Origin of the sequence: Pseudomonas schmalbachii, from assembly GCF_017589465.1 — a bacterium.
Lineage (GTDB): Bacteria > Pseudomonadota > Gammaproteobacteria > Pseudomonadales > Pseudomonadaceae > Pseudomonas > Pseudomonas schmalbachii.
Map to the genome: position 1 here is coordinate 1,036,261 of NZ_JAELYA010000001.1, position 16,860 is coordinate 1,053,120.

The window sequence follows — 16,860 nt, forward strand, 5'->3', positions numbered from 1 at the left end:
GCAAAAAAGCCGTTCACCTGTTGGGGTGAACGGCTTTTTCAATAGCCGGCGCAGCGTCGGGTTACTTCTCGACGAAGGCACGCTCGATCAGGTAGTCGCCCGGCTCGCCCATGCGCGGGGAGATCTGCAGGCCGAAGCTGTCGAGCACGGCGCTGGTCTCGTCCAGCATGCTCGGGCTGCCGCAGATCATGGCGCGGTCGTCCTGCGGGTTCATCGGCGGCAGGCCGATGTCGGCGAACAGCTTGCCGCTGCGCATCAGGTCGGTCTGGCGGCCCATGTTGCGGAACTCTTCGCGGGTGACCAGCGGGTAGTAGATCAGCTTCTCGCGGACCATGTCGCCGAAGAACTCGTGCTCCGGCAGGACCTTGGTGATGAAGTCCGCGTAGGCCAGCTCGCTGACCCAGCGCACACCATGGACCAGGATGACCTTCTCGAAGCGCTCGTAGACTTCCGGGTCCTGGATCACGCTGAGGAACGGCGCCATGCCGGTGCCGGTGCTCAGGAGGTAGAGGTTCTTGCCCGGTTTCAGGTCGTCGAGGACCAGGGTGCCGGTGGGCTTGCGGCTGACCATCAGCTCGTCGCCTTCCTTCAGGTGCTGCAGGCGCGAGGTCAGCGGGCCGTCCGGCACCTTGATGCTGAAGAACTCCAGGTGCTCTTCGTAGTTCGGGCTGGCGATACTGTACGCGCGCATCAGCGGACGACCGTTGACTTCCAGGCCGATCATCACGAACTGACCGGTCTTGAAGCGCAGCCCCGGGTTACGGGTGGTCTTGAAGCTGAAGAGAGTGTCGTTCCAGTGATGCACGCTGAGAACGCGCTCGGTGTACAGGTTGCTCATCAAGGTCTCCTAGGAAAACGCGGCGCACCCCAGCAAACCCGGACGTGGCGCAATTGCGCGACATTTTATAGGCGGCGACAATATCCGCAAAATAAATTATCTGGATATTGCTAATCCAAAAGGTAGATAAGGGGTGCTCACCGTCGAGCGCGCAAGGTTATCGACCTGCCCTTTTTCCACCCAGCGACCCAATGTCGCACCCCGCCGCACCGGAGCCCACCCCATGAAATTCACCCTGCGCCAACTGGAAGTCTTCGTCGCGGTGGCCCAGCAGGAAAGCGTCTCCCGCGCGGCCGAAGCGCTGTCGATGTCGCAGTCGGCCACCAGTACCTCGCTGGGTGAACTGGAAAGGCAGTTCGACTGCAAGCTGTTCGACCGCGCCGGCAAGCGCCTGACCCTCAACGCCCTCGGCCGCCAACTGCTGCCCCAGGCGGTCGCGCTGATCGACCGCAGCGGCGAAATCGAGAACCTGCTCAACGGCAAGAGCACCTTCGGCTCGCTGGACCTCGGCGCCACCCTGACCATCGGCAACTACCTGGCCACCCTGCTGATCGGCACCTTCATGCAGCGCCAGCCGGACTGCCGGGTGCGCCTGCACGTGCACAACACCGCCCATGTGGTGCAGCAGGTCGCCCATTACGAACTCGACCTGGGCCTGATCGAAGGCGACTGCCAGCACCCGGATATAGAAGTGCAGTCGTGGATGGAGGACGAACTGGTGGTGTTCTGCGCGCCGCAGCACCCACTGGCGAAGGCCGGCGCGGCGGATATCGCCCGGCTCAGCGAGGAAGCCTGGATTCTCCGCGAACAGGGCTCGGGAACGCGGCTGACCTTCGACCAGGCCATGCGCCATCACTGCGAGCCGCTGAAGATTCGCCTGGAACTGGAACACACCGAGGCGATCAAGCGCGCCGTCGAGTCGGGCCTCGGCATCGGCTGCATCTCGCGCCTGGCCCTGCGCGACGCCTTCCGCCGCGGCAGCCTGGTGCCGGTGGAAACCCCGGATCTGGACCTGCGCCGGCAGTTCTATTTCATCTGGCACCGGCAGAAGTACCAGACCTCGACCATGCGCGAATTCCTCGACCTGTGCCGCAGCGAGACCGCCGGCATCAGCTGCAGCGACGAGATCGTGCTGCCGATGATTCCCTGATGCCAAGGTTGGCGCTGAGCACGTAGGTTGGCGCTGAGCTTGCGAAGCCCAACGTGCCAATGCCAGGCCGATGTTGGGCTTCGCTGCGCTCAGCGCCAACCTACGTCAGAGGAGGATCACCGCCCACACGGCGCCGATGAGGGTCAGGGCGACGAACTGCGCGGCGCTGCCCATGTCCTTGGCGTTCTTCGACAGCGGGTGGCGTTCGAGGGAGATGCGGTCGACCACCGCCTCGATGGCCGAGTTGAACAGCTCGACGATCAGCGCCAGCAGGCACACGGCGATCATCAGCGCGCGTTCGCCGCGGGTGACGTCGAAGAAGAAGGCAACCGGGATCAGCACGACATTCAGCAGCAGCAGCTGACGGAACGCCGCCTCGCCGCGGAAGGCAGCGGCGAAGCCGGCCAGGGAGTAGCCGGTGGCATTGATGACACGCTTCAGGCCGGTCCGGCCCTTGAATGGAGAGGTCGTCACTATGGGTACTCTGCAGAAGGGACGCCGCACTCTAAACCAGCCGGCAAGGAAATGGAGCCAGCCGCGGCGTCAGGATGTAACCGGATGCTGAACGGACTCAGGCGCTCGGCACCGACTCCATCTGCTGCAACAGCAGTGCGGCCTGGGTTCGCGTACGCACTCCAAGTTTGCGGAAGATCGCCGTGACGTGGGCCTTCACGGTGGCCTCGGAGACGCTCAGCTCATAGGCGATCTGCTTGTTCAGCAAACCTTCGCAGACCATGGTCAGCACGCGGAACTGCTGCGGCGTCAGGCTCGCCAGGCCGGCGCTGGCGGCACGCGCCTCGTCGCTCAGTTCGGTCACCGCATCGGCCTGCGGCGGCCACCAGACGTCGCCGTCGAGCACGGCGCGCACGGCCTGCTGCAGGGTGGTCATGTCGCTGGACTTGGGGATGAAACCGCTGGCGCCGAACTCCCGCGAACGCTGCACCACCGCCGCATCTTCCTGGGCGGAGATCATCACCACCGGGATCTGCGGATACTGCCCGCGCAGCAGCACCAGACCGGAGAAACCGTAGGCGCCAGGCATGTTCAGGTCGAGCAGGACCAGATCCCAGTCAGCCTTCTCGTTCAGGCGGGCTTCCAGCTCGGCAATGCTCGCAGCCTCCACCAGACGCGCGCCGGGTCCGAGCCCAAGGATCAGGGCCTGGTGCAGGGCACTGCGGAACAGCGGGTGATCGTCAGCGATGAGGATCTCGTAGGATGCCATGGCATGTCCTTGGTGGCCGCGCTGTTGCCGGGTTCTGGATGACAGCCCGGGCTGCGCGTGGAAGTAGGATCACTGGTGGCGCATTGTACGCAAAGACCGCCGCGAATGTCCGCCCGCAATGCGTCGCACCGCTGCACGAGCGTGTCGCCTGCATACTCTCCTCCCGCCTTTCCAAAACCTGACCATTCCGGCAAAGTTGCCGTTTTGCCTTGCGAGATAGTCATGAAAGCCCACGCCCTGCGCGCCGATATTCTGATGCTGGTCACCGCGATGATCTGGGGGGTCTCCTTCGTCGCGCAGCGCCTGGGGATGGACTCCATCGGCCCCTTCCTCTATACCGGCCTGCGTTTCGCCCTCGGCGCGCTGGTACTGCTGCCGCTGCTGGCCTGGTCGGCCAAGCGCGGCGCACAACCCTTCAACCGTGGCCTGCTGCTGGCCGGCCTGGCCATCGGCGCCGCGCTGACCCTGGGCATCAACCTGCAACAGGTCGGCCTGCTGTTCACCAGCGTCACCAACTCCGGCTTCATCACCGGCCTGTACGTGATCATCGTTCCGCTGCTCGGCCTGCTGCTGGGCCACCGCACCGGCATGGGCACCTGGCTCGGCGCCGCGATGGCAGTGGTCGGCATGGCCATGCTGAGCATCGGCCCGGACTTCAAGGTGGCCTCCGGCGACTGGCTGCAGCTGACCGGTGCACTGGTCTGGGGCTGCCACGTGCTGCTGGTGGGCTTGTTCGCCAGCCGCTACGACCCGATCCGCCTGGCCTTCCTGCAATTCGTCACCTGCTCGGTGGTGAGCATGATCCTGGCGGTGATCTTCGAGGAGATTCACTGGGACGCCATCGTCCAGGCCGGCCCCGCGCTGCTCTATGGCGGTCTGCTCGGCGTCGGCACCGGCTTCACCCTGCAGGTGGTGGCGCAGAAACATGCCATCGCCTCCCACGCAGCGATCATCCTGTCGCTGGAGGCGGTATTCGCCGCCATCGCCGGCGCGCTGTTCCTCGACGAAAGCCTGCACATGCGCGGCTATCTGGGCTGCGCGCTGATGCTCGCCGGCATGCTGGTGGCTCAGCTGTGGCGGCAGAAGGCAGCCGTACCGGCCGCGTCGCCGTCACTCGCCGAGGAACGGCCGTAAGCTCTGGTGTGCGGGGCTCTGCTCGTCCAGCGGCTGCTGGCGCTTGGAGCCCAGGTAGCGCTCGCTGAACACATCCAGATAGGCATCCAGCGCATCCCCGGCGCGCTGGTCGCCGGCCAGCCCGAGGCACAGCGCGGCGACTTCCGCCGTGCACAGGTGATCGTCACGCTTGGAGCGGCGCAGGCGATAGCGCGACAGCTGCTCCGGCGTCAGGCTGAGCACCGGGAAACGCTCCAGATAAGGACTCTTGCGGAACATCTTGCGCGCCTCGGTCCAGGTCGCATCGAGCAGGATGAACAGCGGCCGCTTGCCCGACTGCGGCTCGACCGTCTGCACCACCCGCTCCGGCGCCACGAACTCGCCGGGGAACACCACATAGGGCTGCCACTGCGGGTCGTCGAGCAGCGCCAGCAGCGCCGGGTCCACCTCGATGCGCGACCAGCCGAAGGCCCAGGTATCGGCCACCGTCTCGGCGATCAGCCAGCCGGTATTGCTCGGCTTCAGCGGCTCGGTATCGAACATCACCAGGCACATTGCCGAACTGGCCTGCACCCGCGGGCGCCAGGCGCACATGCAGTAGTTCGGCCGCAGGCGGCAACCCGGGCAGCGCGGCGAGCGCGAGCCGCGCGCGAAGAAGGGCTTCAGGCAGCGCGCCAGGCGTTCGGCGCGAAGACGGGCAACGGCGTGGCTCATCGCTGAACCACCATCGGGAAGAACTGGGCTTGCAACATCTGAAGCTCGGACCGGGAAATGCGAAACGGCCGATTGTACCAGACCACGCCCGACAGCCCCGGGCAACGGCTGCTCGGCAAGCAACGGCGTTTCAGGCGACAATGCTCCCCCGGCAGCCGGTGAACCTGCTGCCCGACCGCTGGTCGAACCCGCACCATTTTCAGGAGATCCCCCATGCTGCGCCTCACCGCCCTCGCCCTCTGCCTCGTCCTGCCTGCCGCCCACGCCGCATCGCTGAAGGATTACGAACTGGGCGAGATGCTGAACAAGGTCGCCCGCGAGAGCAGCCAGGGCACGCCCCGCGCCATCAACGAGGACATCCTCGACCAGGGCTACACCGTCGACGGCAACCAGCTGATCAACCACCTCAGCGTCCGCGCCAGCCACGCCGAACGCATGCGCGCCAACCCCGACAGCACGCGCAGCCAGCTGGGCGACAGCGTCTGCAGCAACACCGGCTACCGCCAGTTGCTGGCGCGCGGCGCGATCCTCACCTACAGCTTCACCGAGTACAAGACCAACCGCCCGGTCGCCACCGAGCGCTTCGATGCCGGCAGCTGCAAGATCAAGCTGCAGAAGAACTGAGCCGCGCCGTGCTGGAAAAAGAACACCTGCTGAAGATCGCCCGCACGCCGATGCCGTTCGGCAAGTACAAGGGCCGGATGCTGGTCGACCTGCCGGAAGAGTACCTGCTGTGGTTCTACAAGAAGGGCTTCCCGGCGGGCGAGCTGGGGAGACTGCTGCAGCTCACCCTGGAACTGAAGATCGACGGCCTGGACGGGCTGATCAAGCCGTTGAAGCGCTAGGCCCGGTAGCGCCCGCCTGGCCCATGGCCGTAGGGCGGGTGCAACCCGCCAGCCATGCGCGAAACATGGCGGGTTGCACCCGCCCTACGTCAGGACATTCACTGCGCCGGTCGCAGCGACTCGATATAGCCCTGCAGCGGATAGCCGAGGCGCGGCTCCAGCGCGGCGGCGCGCTGCTTCAGGCCGGGCAGGTCGAGTTCCTGGTCGAGGCTCGCCGGTACGAACATGATCACGTTGCCCTCCGGCACCGGGCACTCCCAGTAGTGGTGGTGGTAGCGCCCGCGCAGCAGGGCCGCGCCGAGTGGTTTGCCGTCGTCGGCGGTCCACTGGTTGATCACCAGCCAGCCGCCCGGCCGCAGGCGTTCGCGGCAGGCGCCGAGGAAGCCCCAGGCCAGGTGTGCCGGGGCCGGGCCGGTGTCGGTGTAGAGATCGAGGAAGATCAGGTCGGCCGGCTCGCAGTTCTCCAGTTCCTCCACCGCATCGCCGATCCGCAGGTTCAGCCGAGGGTCGTCGGCCAGCCCGAGGTATTCGCGGGCCAGGCGCGGAATCGCCGGGCGCACCTCGATGGCCTCCACCTCCTGCAGCGGCAGGTACTTCAGGCACGCCTGGGTCACGCTGCCGGCGCCGAAGCCGAGGAACAGCGCCCGCTTCGGCCGCGCATGACAGAGCGCGCCGAGCAGCATGGCGCGCGAGTAGTCGTACTCCAGCCAGGCCGGATCGGCGATGCGCACGCAGCTCTGCTCCACCTCGTCGCCGAATTCCAGATAGCGATAGCCGCCCTGCTCGACGATGCGGATCACACCGAACGCGTCGAACTCCTCGACCACCAGATGATCCTGACTCATGGACGCACTCCCCTGCCCGGGAAGCCGATTGCGGGTGACTGGCTGAACGGCATTGCTGACACGCGATGTTCCTTGAACGGCAGGATCGGAAAAGGCGCAAGCATACCAGCCGCAACCCGTACCACCGCATTTCTGCCGATCGGCCGCGGCTAGCTGATACCATGGAGCATCGCCCGCAATTCGCCGCACGAGTCACCGATGAGCCTGCCCTGGAGTCCCGATAGCTGGAGAAGCAAGCCGATCCAGCAACAACCCCGTTACCCGGATGCCGCCCGCCTGGCCGAGGTCGAGCAGACCCTCGCCGGCGTCCCGCCGCTGGTCTTCGCCGGCGAGGCCCGCGAGCTGCGCCGGCAGTTCGCCGAAGTCACCGCCGGGCGCGCCTTCCTGCTGCAGGGCGGCGACTGTGCGGAAAGCTTCGCCGAGTTCTCCGCGGCGAAGATCCGCGACACCTTCAAGGTGCTGCTGCAGATGGCCGTGGTGATGACCTTCGCCGCCGGCTGCCCGGTGGTGAAGGTCGGGCGCATGGCCGGGCAGTTCGCCAAGCCGCGCTCGGCCGGTGAGGAAACCGTCGGCGACCTCACCCTGCCCGCCTACCGTGGCGACATCGTCAACGCCATCGGCTTCGACGAGAAGAGCCGCGTGCCTGACCCGCAGCGCCTGCTGCAGGCCTATCACCAGTCCACCGCCACGCTGAACCTGCTGCGTGCCTTCGCCCAGGGTGGTTTCGCCGACCTGCACGAGGTGCACAAGTGGAACCTCGACTTCATCGCCAACTCGGCGCTGGCGGAAAAGTACAGCCAGCTCGCCGACCGCATCGACGAAACCCTGGCGTTCATGCGCGCCTGCGGCCTGGACAGCGCCCCGCAACTGCGCGAAGTCAGCTTCTTCACCGCCCACGAGGCGCTGCTTCTGAACTACGAGGAAGCCTTCATCCGCCGCGACAGCCTGACCGGCGACTGGTACGACTGCTCGGCGCACATGCTGTGGATCGGCGACCGCACCCGCCAGCTCGACGGCGCCCATGTCGAGATGCTGCGCGGCATCGGCAACCCCATCGGGGTCAAGGTCGGCCCGAGCATGGACAGCGAGGAGCTGATCCGCCTGATCGACATCCTCAACCCGGACAACGACCCCGGCCGTCTCAACCTGATCGTGCGCATGGGCGCGGACAAGGTCGGCGAAGGCCTGCCGCGGCTGATCCGCACCGTGCAGGGCGAAGGCCGCCAGGTGCTGTGGAGTTCCGACCCGATGCACGCCAACACCATCAAGGCGTCGAGCGGCTACAAGACCCGCGATTTCGCACGCATCCTCGCCGAGGTGCGGCAGTTCTTCGACGTGCACCAGGCCGAGGGGACCTATGCCGGCGGCATCCATATCGAGATGACCGGGCAGAACGTCACCGAATGCATCGGCGGCGCCCGGCCGGTCACCGAGGACGCGCTCAGCGACCGCTACCACACCCACTGCGACCCACGGCTGAACGCCGACCAGTCGCTGGAACTGGCCTTCCTGATCGCCGAGACGCTGAAGCAGGTGCGGCGCTGAGCGCTGCACCCGCTGCAATTACACGCTGAAAAATTCCGGCCGGCGGTCCGTGCTGGCTAAGCTGCTAGAGAGTCATCCGAAGGGAATCTGCGAATGTTTCTCGCCCGCTGGCTGCCCGGCCTGAGCCGTTTGTTGCGCTACCGATTCGCCTGGCTGGGCCCGGATATCCAGGCCGGGCTGTCGGTCGCCGCCATCCAGATTCCCACCGCCATCGCCTACGCCCAGATCGTCGGTTTTCCGGCCCAGGTCGGCCTGTACGCCTGCATCCTGCCGATGCTGGTCTACGCCATGGTCGGCAGCTCGCGGCAACTGATGGTCGGCCCGGACGCCGCCACCGCGGCGATGGTCGCGGCGGCGATCACCCCGCTGGCGGCCGGCGATCCGCAGCGCCTGCTGCAACTGTCGATGATCGTCGCGGTGCTGGTCGGCCTGCTGTCCATCGCCGCCGGCTGCGCCCGCCTCGGCTTCGTCGCCAGCTTCCTCTCGCGGCCGACGCTGGTCGGCTACCTGAACGGCATCGGCATCAGCCTGATCGCCGGCCAACTGGGCAAACTGCTCGGCTACCACGCGGAAACCAGCGGCTTCGTCGCCGGCATCCTGGCCCTGCTGCGCAACCTGCCGAACGTCCATCTGCCGACCCTGGCGCTGGCGGTCACGACCCTGGCGCTGATCGCGCTGGTGCCGCGACGCTTCCCGCGCATCCCCGGCGCCCTGCTCGGCGTGTTGCTCGCCACCCTGGTGGCGGCAGTGTTCAGCCTCGACCGCTTCGGCATCCCCCTGCTCGGCGCCGTGCCCCAGGGCCTGCCCGAACTCACCTGGCCGCGCAGCAACTACGACGAGCTGATCAGCCTGCTGCGCGATGCCACCGGCATCACCATCGTCAGTTTCTGCAGCGCCATGCTCACCGCGCGCAGCTTCGCCGCACGGCACGGCTACGGCGTGGATGCCAACCACGAGTTCATCGCCCTCGGCCTGGCCAATATCGGCGCCGGGATTTCCCAGGGCTTCGCCATCAGCGGCGCCGACTCGCGCACCGCGGTCAACGACATGGTCGGCGGCAAGACCCAGTTGGTCAGCATCGTCGTCGCCCTGGTGATCGGCCTCACGCTGATCCTGTTCAGCGGCCCGCTGGGCTGGGTGCCAATCCCGGCGCTGGGCGCGGTGCTGATGATGGCCGGCTGGGGCCTGATCGACGTGGAGGCGCTCAAGGGCTTCTGGAAACTCAGCCGCTTCGAGTTCGGCCTGTGCATCCTGACCACCGTCGGCGTACTCAGCGTCGGCGTGCTGCCGGGCATCTTCGTCGCCATCGCCATCGCCCTGCTGCGCCTGCTGTACTTCACCTACCGGCCGAGCGACGCGGTGCTCGGCTGGGTGGACGGCGTCGACGGCCAGGTGGAGCTGAGCCGCTATCCCCACGCACAATCCATTCCCGGGCTGGTGCTCTACCGTTTCGATGCGCCGCTGCTGTTCTTCAACGCCGAATACTTCAAGCAGCGCATCCTCGAAGTGGTGGAACATGCCGGGCAGCCGAACGCCATCCTGCTCAATGCCGAAGGCATCATCTCCATGGATATCAGCGGCCTGACCACCCTCCACGAGGTCCAGCAGACCCTCGCCGCGCAGGGCGTGCACCTGTCCCTGGCGCGAGTCACCGGACAGACCCTCGACCTGCTGCAGCGCTCGAAGATGCTCGGCGAGCCCAAGCCGCCGCTGGTGTTCAGCTCGGTGCGCTCGGGCATCAGCGCCTTCCAGCACTGGAAGCGCCGCCAGGAGGCGGAAGCCGTGCAGGCCGCCGAAACGTCGGCGCAGTAGGCAGGGCGGGTGCAACCCGCCAATCCGGAGGCGCCATGGCGGGTTTCACCCGCCCTACGGCATGAGGGAAGAACCTTATTTCGGGCGGGTCATGCTGAAGCGGTCGCGGGTGTAGCTGTACTGGCTGCCGCCGAGGCGGCCGACCAGATCCAGGCGTGCCGGGTCCACATGGGTCTGGTCGAGCAGCACGCCGTCATCGATATGCGCCAGCAGCACGCGGGCGAAGATCAGGTAGCAATTGGGCGCATCCGCCGGATATGGCTTGATTTCCGCCAGCTCGCATTCGAAAGCCACCGGCGCGCCGGCCACACGCGGCGGCGCCACGCGCTCGCTGGCGACGGTGTCGATGCCGGCGTGCTCGATCTCGCTGACGCCATGCGGCAGCCAGACGGCAGTGGCGTTCATCCGCTCGGCCTGGGCGGCGCTGACCAGGTGGATCACCAGTTCGCCGGTTTCCTGCACGTTGCGCAGGGTGTCCTTGAGGCTGCCGTCGTCGCGCACGCTGGTATTGACCATCAGCGTCGGCGGCTCGTCGCTGATCACCTGGAAGAAGCTGAAGGGAGCGAGATTGCTGCGACCATCCGCCGACAGGGTGGAAACCCAGGCAATGGGGCGCGGCGTGACGGTGGAAGCCAGCCAGCGGTAGGCATCAGCCGGGGCGAGAGTGGTGAAGTCGATTTGCATGGGAGTCCTGCGGCAAGAAAGGCCGGAACCGCTGGCAGCGGCTCCGGCGCGGAATTATGCCAGCTTCACGCCCCCAGGATCAGCGGCCGGCGCGGGACTCCTTGATGTAGAAGCGCGCCTTGGTGGCCTGGTCCAGGCAGCCGGAGTACGACTCGACCTGCTGCTCGGTCTTGGCGGTGGTGATCAGGGTCAGCGCCTTGGAGTAACTGACGGTCCCGGCGAAACCCTCGGCCTTGGCCAGGTCCAGTTCCTTCCACGCCGCGTTCAGTTCGTTGGCGCAGCTATCACGGTTCACTGTCTTGCCGGAACAGCCAGCCACCAGCAGTGCGGCCACGAGCAGGGTCAGGATACGTGTCATATCGAACTCCTAGCGTTATCAGAGACTCTCCAGCTTAGACCGCCACCTGCGGCCGCGCATTCCATCGGCGGCCTACACTGAACACAGTCCGATTCGAGGTGGAGTTCGATCATGCGCTATCACGGCAGCTGCCATTGCGGGCAGATCGCCTTCGAGGTCGAAGGCGAAATAGGCGAGGTCATCCAGTGCAATTGCTCGATCTGCAGCCGACGCGGCTCGCTGCTGTGGTTCGTCCCGCGCGACAGGCTGCACTTGAGCACGGCGGAAGACGCGATGAGCACCTACACCTTCAACACCCACCGCATCCAGCACAAGTTCTGCCCCACCTGCGGCTGCGCACCGCTGGCCTTCGGCAACATGCCGGACGGCAGCGCGATGGCGGCGATCAATGTGCGCTGTCTGCCGGAGGTCGATCCGGCAGGGCTGAAAATCAGGGATTACGACGGGAAGAATGCATACCCCTTGTAGGAGCGCGCCATGCGCGCGATTCGCGGGCATGGCCCGCTCCTACGGTCAGACGCGGGGCGTATTCCTGTAGGAGCGAGCTCTGCTCGCGAAGCTTTTGCGGGGCGGATGTTCGCGAGCAGAGCTCGCTCCTACAAAAGCATCATCGGCGGCAAGACAGTTGCTCCTACGGGTGACGCTACGTAGGGTGGAAAACGGCGAAGCCTTTTCCACCATCAAGCACGGTGCGAGGGGGCGGTGGACAGGCTTCGCGTTGTCCACCCTACAAAAAGCACCCTCGGCAGCAGGACAGTTGATCCTACAGAAAGCGGATCAGCGTTGGGCGCGATTGCGCAGGTACTCCACCACTTCCGCCTGCGTGCCGCGGAACTCGATGCGTGCGGCCTTGTTCTCCAGCTGGAAGGCATACATCGGGTCGTAATACTCGCCGAGCAGCCCCTCGATCCAGCCGCGATGCAGGTCCACCGCGCCGCTGCGCTCCTGCTCTTCCAGCGCCGCGTCCATGATCTCCGCCATGCGCTGGTAGCGCTCGCCGCCGAGGCGCTTGACGATGCCCGACAGGCTCTTGCGCAGGTAGGCAGCGAAGGCGGCAAAGCCGCCCTCCTCGCCCACCACATCGAGGAACTCGGCGCACAGATTGACCACATAGTCGTTGAGGATGCGCTCGACGCGGTGTTCGAAGCTGTCCTCCAGCCACACCAGCGGGTAGGTCTGCATGCCCTGGTACAGCTCCAGCGGCAGCGAGCAGCTGCCGACGATGCGCCCCTCGTCCTCCAGCACGAACTGCTCGATGCCGGTGTGGCGCTTCTTCAGGATGTCGATGGCCAGGCAATTCTCGAAGTCGATCTGCGCCGGCTGCGGCGTGGCGCGGCGGCCGAAGGCGGAGCCGCGGTGGTTGGCGTGGCCTTCGAGGTCCAGCGCATTGTCCAGTTGGGCGATCACCTCGGTCTTGCCGGTGCCGGTCATCCCGCCGACCAGCACGAAGCCGCATTCCTCGGTGGCCGCGCGGGTTGTGTCGAAGAGGAAGGCGCGCATCGCCTTGTAGCCGCCGATCACCCGTGGATAGTCGATGCCCGCCTCGCTCTTCAGCCACTGCTGGACGATCTGCGAGCGCAGGCCGCCGCGGAAGCAGTACAGGTAACCCTCGGGATGCTCGCGGGCGAAGGCTGCCCAGCCCTCGATGCGCTCTTCCTTGAGCTTGCCGCTGACCAGTTCGTGGCCGAGGGCGATGGCCGCCTGCTGGCCGTGGTTCTTGTAGCTGGTGCCGACCTTCTGCCGCTCGATGTCGTTCATCAGCGGCCGGTTCACCGTGTGCGGGAAAGCGCCCTTGGCGTACTCCACCGGGGCGCGCACATCCATCATCGGCACGTCGCCGAGGAACAGTTCGCGGTAGTGCCGGGTGTTTTCGCGCATCACACCACCTCTACCGCGTGGCTCTGTCGGGCCACCAGTTCGCCGATCGGCGCCAATTGCAGGCCGAGTTCGGCGGCCGCGGCGAGGAATTCCGCCTCGCCTTCCGGCGTCACCGCCACCAGCAGGCCACCGCTGGTCTGCGGGTCGCAAAGCAGGAGTTTCTGCAGCTCGGGCAGCGGCGCGATCCGGTTGCCATAGCTGTCGAAGTTGCGCCCGGTGCCGCCGGGCACGCAGCCCTGCTCCAGGTAGAATTCGACGCTGGCCAGGCGCGGCACTGCATCGAACCGTACGCGGGCGGTCAGGCTGCTGCCGTCGGCCATTTCCACCAGATGGCCGAGCAGGCCGAAGCCGGTGACGTCGGTCATCGCCGTCACCCCGGCGAGCTTGCCGAAGCGGCTGCCGGGCTTGTTCAGGGTGCACATCCAGTCGCGAGCGACGCCGATGTCCTCGGCGCGCAATTTGGCCTTTTTCTCGGCGGTGGTGAGGATGCCGATGCCCAGCGGCTTGCTCAGGTAGAGCCGGCAACCCACGGTGGCAGTATCGTTGCGCTTCATGAAACGCTTCTCCACCAGGCCGGTGACGGCGAGGCCGAAGATCGGCTCCGGCGCGTCGATGGAATGTCCGCCGGCCAGCGGGATACCCGCCTCGTCGCAGACCTGGCGGCCGCCGGCGATCACCTCGCGGGCGATTTCCGGCGCCAGCACGTTGACCGGCCAGCCGAGGATGGCGATGGCCATCAGCGGGTCGCCGCCCATGGCGTAGATGTCGCTGATCGCGTTGGTGGCGGCGATGCGGCCGAAGTCGAAGGGATCGTCGACGATCGGCATGAAGAAGTCGGTGGTGGAAACCACCCCGCGCTCGCCGTCGATAGCATAGACGGCGGCATCGTCGCGCGAGGCGTTGCCGACCCACAGGCGCGGATCGAGATTCTGCGCCCCGCTGCCGGCGAGGATCACCTCCAGCACCTTGGGGGAAATCTTGCAGCCGCAGCCAGCACCGTGGCTGTACTGGGTCAGGCGGATCGGTTCGCTCATCGCGCACTCCAGGCAGAAGTCAGACGTCGATTCTAGCAAAGCCGACCTTGGCTCCGCTGTTGCCCCGGCGTATCGTCGAATCTACTGGTCAGGGGGATTTCCATATGGCGAAACAGGTGGCGCTGGTACTCGGTTCCGGCGGTGCGCGCGGCTATGCGCACATCGGTGTGATCGAGGAAATCGAACGGCGCGGCTACAAGATCGCCTGTATCGCCGGCTGCTCCATGGGTTCGGTGATCGGCGGCCTCTACGCAGCCGGCAAACTGGACCTGTACCGCGAGTGGGTGGAGAGCCTGGACTACCTCGACGTGCTGCGCCTGCTGGACGTCAGCTTCCGTCTCGGGGCCATTCGCGGCGAACGAGTTTTCGGCAAGATCTACGAGATTCTCGGCGACATCAACATCGAAGACCTGCCGATCCCTTACACCGCCGTCGCTACCGATCTCACCAACCAGCAGGAAATCTGGTTCCAGGAAGGCAGCCTGCAGAAGGCCATGCGCGCCTCGGCGGCGATTCCCAGCCTGTTCACTCCGGTGGTGCAGGGCAATCGCATGCTGGTCGATGGCGGCCTGCTCAACCCGCTGCCGATCGTACCCGTGGTATCCAGCCACACCGACCTGATCATCGCGGTCAACCTCAACGCCACCAACCAGTCGAAATACCAGCTACCGGTAATCGAACGCCCCGCCGCACTCAAGGCCCGCTTCGACAGCGTGATCGGCACGCTGAGCAGCAAGCTCAGCTTCCTGCGCCGCCAATCCGAGGAAAACACACCGCCGGAACTGCTGCCCGATGCCCTGATCGACCCCATCTCGATCCTCTCCGAGGACGAGATGCAGCAACCGCCCGCCGCGCCGCAAGGCAAGGGTTCGCCAAAATCCGCCAGCGGCAGCAAGGTGATCGAGAGCAGCAGCCCGGCCTCGCTGCTGGAGCTGGTCAACCAGAGCTTCGAGGTGATGCAGATGTCCCTGGCGCAATACAAGATCGCCGGCTACCCGCCGGACGTCCTGATCAACGTGCCCAAGCGCGTGTGCCGCTTCTTCGAGTTCTACAAGGCGCCGGAGCTGATCCAGCTCGGCCGGCAGATCGCCAGCGATACGCTGGATCGGTACGAGAGCGAAAGCGACTAGAAACCGTAGGGCGGGTGCAACCCGCCACCGACGGACTTGGCGGGTTGCACCCGCCCTACTGGATATCGCTATCCGGCGGCGCGATTTTCACCTCGCCGCACGGCTCCACCGCATGTACGCCCTGCACGCAGCGCAGGCGGTCCAGGCAGGCCGGTTCGGCGCGACCGGTGATGGTGCCGATGTTCTCCAGGGTCGCCTCCAGCTTTAGGCCGGCGGCGACCAGTTGCGCGGCAATCCTGTGCATCTCGGGCAGGTCGCCTTCCTCGACCGTGACAATGACTTCGACATCCACAGTGCGTCGATTCGGCATTTTCGTTCCTCCCCCTGCGACAGGTATCAAGGTGCCTGGACCAGCCCCCGCCCCACATCCACCACCGGCAGCGGCAGGGTCCGCGCGTTGGCGATCAGCCGTTGCCACAGCGCCGCGCCGCGGGCGCCGGTGGCTTCGGCCCAGAGGGCGGCGATGCCCGCGACATGCGGCGTGGCCATGCTGGTTCCGGAGATGATGCGCGTGCGCGCCGGCATTGGCCACGACGAATATACATCGACCCCGGGCGCGGCGATGTCCACCGCGGTGCCGGGCGCCAGCACGCTGTCCTGGGCGGAGAAGTCGGCGATGTGCAGGTCGTGGTCGATCGCGCCCACCGCCATGAAGCTGCGGCTGTTCGCCGGACGCCCGACGAAGCCCGGATTGCCGGCGGAGCGCCGGGCATTGTTGCCCGCCGCGGCGATCAGCAGGGTGCCGGCGTTGAGCGCGCGCTGGCCGACGGTCTCGTAGGCGACGGAAGTGGTCGGCTGGTCCGAGCCCAGCGACATCGAGACGACCTGGCAATGGTTGGCGATGGCCCAGTCGATGGCCGCAAGTATCCCGGTATCGGCACCGCTGCCGTCGTCGGCCAGCACCTTGCCGACATGCAGCTCGGCGCCATGGGCGACACCGTAGCGGCGCCCGTCATCGGCCGTGGCCCGCGGGCCGCAGGCGGTGCCCGCGCAATGAGTACCGTGGCCATGGCCGTCCTGCACGGTCGCCGCGCCCGGGACGAAGGATTTCGCCACCACGGTCCGGTCGATGAAATCCGGATGCTGCAGATCGAGACCGGTATCCAGCACCGCCACCTTGATGCCGGCACCGCTGTAGCGGGAAGCCAGCACACCGGTGGCCTGCAGTCCCCAGGTATCGGTGGCGGTGTCGTCGAACAGCGCAGCGATGGCGCTGCCCTGGCGGCGCAGGGCCAGGTCGTAGAGGGCGTTGGCCGCGTCGCGGAAGCCGCGCAGGTATTCCAGGCTGGGCCCCTCCGGCTCGTCCAGGGCGTACATCATGCCTTCCGGCTCGACGGCGAGGATCGACGAGGTCTTCTCCATGTCGCGCAGCAGGTGGCTGGCCTGCGAACCGTCCAGTTGCACCACCGCCACGCCCAGGTGCTCGAACAGCACGCCGCCATCCCAGCCGGCCTGCGCCACGTCGACCCCGGCGAAACCGAAATCGCGGCTGCTCATCAATTGAGCCTTGCCCACGCCGGTGGTCTTCTTCAGGAACGACAGCGCCTGCGCCTTGCCTCCCTCGCAGAAGGTCACGATGAAGCGTCCGGCGTGCTGTTCCATGCTGAATTCCGTGAGGTTGCTCGGCATTGTCGATTGCTCTCCTGAATGACTGATCCCTTCTTCATAGCCACTGGAGTGCGACGAGGCAAA

General features: G+C 66.3%; 19 protein-coding genes. 8 read left to right on the forward strand and 11 right to left on the reverse strand.

The features are described from left to right. Nucleotides 1–61: 61 nt before the first annotated feature. Nucleotides 62–838: a ferredoxin-NADP reductase gene (gene fpr / locus JFY56_RS04555; RefSeq protein WP_208312289.1), complete on the reverse strand. Its 777-nt coding sequence runs from the start codon at nt 836–838 to the stop codon at nt 62–64. A 223-nt stretch (nt 839–1,061) separates the two neighbouring features. Here fpr and JFY56_RS04560 point away from each other — a divergent pair, with 223 nt between their 5' ends. Continuing rightward, on the forward strand, nt 1,062–1,988 hold the full coding sequence (locus tag JFY56_RS04560) for a LysR family transcriptional regulator (RefSeq protein ID WP_208312291.1): 927 nt from the start codon (nt 1,062–1,064) through the stop codon (nt 1,986–1,988). Between the two features lie 105 nt (nt 1,989–2,093). On the opposite strand, the gene JFY56_RS04565 is transcribed toward JFY56_RS04560, so the two are convergent. Both JFY56_RS04565 and erdR read right to left on the reverse strand, forming a co-directional pair. Then, nucleotides 2,094–2,462: a diacylglycerol kinase gene (locus JFY56_RS04565; RefSeq protein ID WP_208312293.1), complete on the reverse strand. Its 369-nt coding sequence runs from the start codon at nt 2,460–2,462 to the stop codon at nt 2,094–2,096. Nucleotides 2,463–2,559: 97 nt separating this feature from the next. Beyond that, a complete protein-coding gene (gene erdR, locus JFY56_RS04570; RefSeq protein ID WP_208312294.1) occupies nt 2,560–3,210 on the reverse strand; it encodes a response regulator transcription factor ErdR in 651 nt (216 codons plus the stop codon). Nucleotides 3,211–3,432: 222 nt separating this feature from the next. Here erdR and JFY56_RS04575 point away from each other — a divergent pair, with 222 nt between their 5' ends. Further along, nucleotides 3,433–4,344, forward strand: coding sequence for a DMT family transporter (locus JFY56_RS04575; protein ID WP_208312296.1), 912 nt, complete (start codon nt 3,433–3,435; stop codon nt 4,342–4,344). On the opposite strand, the gene JFY56_RS04580 is transcribed toward JFY56_RS04575, so the two are convergent. Continuing rightward, nucleotides 4,321–5,037 (reverse strand): tRNA-uridine aminocarboxypropyltransferase, encoded by a 717-nt coding sequence (locus JFY56_RS04580; RefSeq protein WP_208312298.1) that lies wholly within the window; start codon nt 5,035–5,037, stop codon nt 4,321–4,323. The genes JFY56_RS04575 and JFY56_RS04580 overlap by 24 nt on opposite strands. Before the next feature lie 213 nt (nt 5,038–5,250). On the opposite strand from JFY56_RS04580, the gene JFY56_RS04585 reads away from it, so the two are divergent. Together JFY56_RS04585 and JFY56_RS04590 are read left to right on the forward strand one after the other, a co-directional pair. After that, entirely contained in the window at nt 5,251–5,661 is a 411-nt protein-coding gene (locus JFY56_RS04585; protein ID WP_208312299.1) for a quorum-sensing-regulated virulence factor family protein, read from the forward strand. Nucleotides 5,662–5,669: 8 nt separating this feature from the next. Next, nucleotides 5,670–5,882: a DUF3820 family protein gene (locus tag JFY56_RS04590; RefSeq protein WP_208312301.1), complete on the forward strand. Its 213-nt coding sequence runs from the start codon at nt 5,670–5,672 to the stop codon at nt 5,880–5,882. Nucleotides 5,883–5,980: 98 nt separating this feature from the next. On the opposite strand, the gene JFY56_RS04595 is transcribed toward JFY56_RS04590, so the two are convergent. Beyond that, on the reverse strand, nt 5,981–6,727 hold the full coding sequence (locus JFY56_RS04595; protein ID WP_208312303.1) for a spermidine synthase: 747 nt from the start codon (nt 6,725–6,727) through the stop codon (nt 5,981–5,983). 198 nt (nt 6,728–6,925) lie between these two features. Between JFY56_RS04595 and JFY56_RS04600 the strand changes: the two genes are divergently transcribed. Further along, nucleotides 6,926–8,272, forward strand: a complete 1,347-nt coding sequence (locus tag JFY56_RS04600; RefSeq protein ID WP_208312305.1) for a class II 3-deoxy-7-phosphoheptulonate synthase — start codon at nt 6,926–6,928, stop codon at nt 8,270–8,272. Between the two features lie 93 nt (nt 8,273–8,365). Next, nucleotides 8,366–10,084: a SulP family inorganic anion transporter gene (locus JFY56_RS04605; RefSeq protein ID WP_208312307.1), complete on the forward strand. Its 1,719-nt coding sequence runs from the start codon at nt 8,366–8,368 to the stop codon at nt 10,082–10,084. Nucleotides 10,085–10,159: 75 nt separating this feature from the next. Here the strand turns inward: JFY56_RS04605 and JFY56_RS04610 are convergent, their stop codons facing one another. After that, on the reverse strand, nt 10,160–10,768 hold the full coding sequence (locus JFY56_RS04610) for a flavin reductase family protein (protein WP_208312309.1): 609 nt from the start codon (nt 10,766–10,768) through the stop codon (nt 10,160–10,162). 79 nt (nt 10,769–10,847) lie between these two features. Then, entirely contained in the window at nt 10,848–11,126 is a 279-nt protein-coding gene (locus JFY56_RS04615) for a hypothetical protein (protein ID WP_208312310.1), read from the reverse strand. A gap of 111 nt (nt 11,127–11,237) precedes the next feature. Between JFY56_RS04615 and JFY56_RS04620 the strand changes: the two genes are divergently transcribed. After that, complete coding sequence (locus tag JFY56_RS04620) at nt 11,238–11,594, forward strand: GFA family protein (RefSeq protein WP_208312312.1); 357 nt, start codon at nt 11,238–11,240, stop codon at nt 11,592–11,594. 309 nt (nt 11,595–11,903) lie between these two features. On the opposite strand, the gene mnmH is transcribed toward JFY56_RS04620, so the two are convergent. Beyond that, nucleotides 11,904–13,004 (reverse strand): tRNA 2-selenouridine(34) synthase MnmH, encoded by a 1,101-nt coding sequence (gene mnmH / locus JFY56_RS04625; RefSeq protein ID WP_208312313.1) that lies wholly within the window; start codon nt 13,002–13,004, stop codon nt 11,904–11,906. Beyond that, nucleotides 13,004–14,038 carry a selenide, water dikinase SelD gene (gene selD / locus JFY56_RS04630; RefSeq protein ID WP_208312314.1) on the reverse strand — a complete coding sequence of 345 codons (1,035 nt, stop codon included), beginning with the start codon at nt 14,036–14,038 and terminating at the stop codon, nt 13,004–13,006. The genes mnmH and selD overlap by 1 nt, the downstream gene beginning before the upstream one ends. 104 nt (nt 14,039–14,142) lie before the next feature. On the opposite strand from selD, the gene JFY56_RS04635 reads away from it, so the two are divergent. Next, nucleotides 14,143–15,168 carry a patatin-like phospholipase family protein gene (locus JFY56_RS04635; RefSeq protein ID WP_208312315.1) on the forward strand — a complete coding sequence of 342 codons (1,026 nt, stop codon included), beginning with the start codon at nt 14,143–14,145 and terminating at the stop codon, nt 15,166–15,168. A gap of 55 nt (nt 15,169–15,223) precedes the next feature. Here the strand turns inward: JFY56_RS04635 and JFY56_RS04640 are convergent, their stop codons facing one another. Both JFY56_RS04640 and JFY56_RS04645 read right to left on the reverse strand, forming a co-directional pair. Continuing rightward, nucleotides 15,224–15,478 (reverse strand): hypothetical protein, encoded by a 255-nt coding sequence (locus tag JFY56_RS04640; RefSeq protein ID WP_208312316.1) that lies wholly within the window; start codon nt 15,476–15,478, stop codon nt 15,224–15,226. A 26-nt stretch (nt 15,479–15,504) separates the two neighbouring features. Continuing rightward, entirely contained in the window at nt 15,505–16,797 is a 1,293-nt protein-coding gene (locus tag JFY56_RS04645; protein ID WP_208312317.1) for a S8 family serine peptidase, read from the reverse strand. Nucleotides 16,798–16,860 lie beyond the last annotated feature (63 nt).

What these genes read in the sequence shown, in the direction of transcription:
- JFY56_RS04610 (WP_208312309.1), bottom strand. Translation starts at nt 10,768, where the DNA reads ATGCAAATCGACTTCACCACTCTCGCCCCGGCTGATGCCTACCGCTGG.
- JFY56_RS04580 (WP_208312298.1), bottom strand. Translation starts at nt 5,037, where the DNA reads ATGAGCCACGCCGTTGCCCGTCTTCGCGCCGAACGCCTGGCGCGCTGC.
- JFY56_RS04585 (WP_208312299.1), top strand. Translation starts at nt 5,251, where the DNA reads ATGCTGCGCCTCACCGCCCTCGCCCTCTGCCTCGTCCTGCCTGCCGCC.
- selD (WP_208312314.1), bottom strand. Translation starts at nt 14,038, where the DNA reads ATGAGCGAACCGATCCGCCTGACCCAGTACAGCCACGGTGCTGGCTGC.
- mnmH (WP_208312313.1), bottom strand. Translation starts at nt 13,004, where the DNA reads ATGCGCGAAAACACCCGGCACTACCGCGAACTGTTCCTCGGCGACGTG.
- JFY56_RS04595 (WP_208312303.1), bottom strand. Translation starts at nt 6,727, where the DNA reads ATGAGTCAGGATCATCTGGTGGTCGAGGAGTTCGACGCGTTCGGTGTG.
- fpr (WP_208312289.1), bottom strand. Translation starts at nt 838, where the DNA reads ATGAGCAACCTGTACACCGAGCGCGTTCTCAGCGTGCATCACTGGAAC.
- JFY56_RS04600 (WP_208312305.1), top strand. Translation starts at nt 6,926, where the DNA reads ATGAGCCTGCCCTGGAGTCCCGATAGCTGGAGAAGCAAGCCGATCCAG.
- JFY56_RS04560 (WP_208312291.1), top strand. Translation starts at nt 1,062, where the DNA reads ATGAAATTCACCCTGCGCCAACTGGAAGTCTTCGTCGCGGTGGCCCAG.
- JFY56_RS04620 (WP_208312312.1), top strand. Translation starts at nt 11,238, where the DNA reads ATGCGCTATCACGGCAGCTGCCATTGCGGGCAGATCGCCTTCGAGGTC.
- JFY56_RS04615 (WP_208312310.1), bottom strand. Translation starts at nt 11,126, where the DNA reads ATGACACGTATCCTGACCCTGCTCGTGGCCGCACTGCTGGTGGCTGGC.
- JFY56_RS04605 (WP_208312307.1), top strand. Translation starts at nt 8,366, where the DNA reads ATGTTTCTCGCCCGCTGGCTGCCCGGCCTGAGCCGTTTGTTGCGCTAC.
- JFY56_RS04640 (WP_208312316.1), bottom strand. Translation starts at nt 15,478, where the DNA reads ATGCCGAATCGACGCACTGTGGATGTCGAAGTCATTGTCACGGTCGAG.
- JFY56_RS04645 (WP_208312317.1), bottom strand. Translation starts at nt 16,797, where the DNA reads ATGCCGAGCAACCTCACGGAATTCAGCATGGAACAGCACGCCGGACGC.
- erdR (WP_208312294.1), bottom strand. Translation starts at nt 3,210, where the DNA reads ATGGCATCCTACGAGATCCTCATCGCTGACGATCACCCGCTGTTCCGC.
- JFY56_RS04635 (WP_208312315.1), top strand. Translation starts at nt 14,143, where the DNA reads ATGGCGAAACAGGTGGCGCTGGTACTCGGTTCCGGCGGTGCGCGCGGC.
- JFY56_RS04575 (WP_208312296.1), top strand. Translation starts at nt 3,433, where the DNA reads ATGAAAGCCCACGCCCTGCGCGCCGATATTCTGATGCTGGTCACCGCG.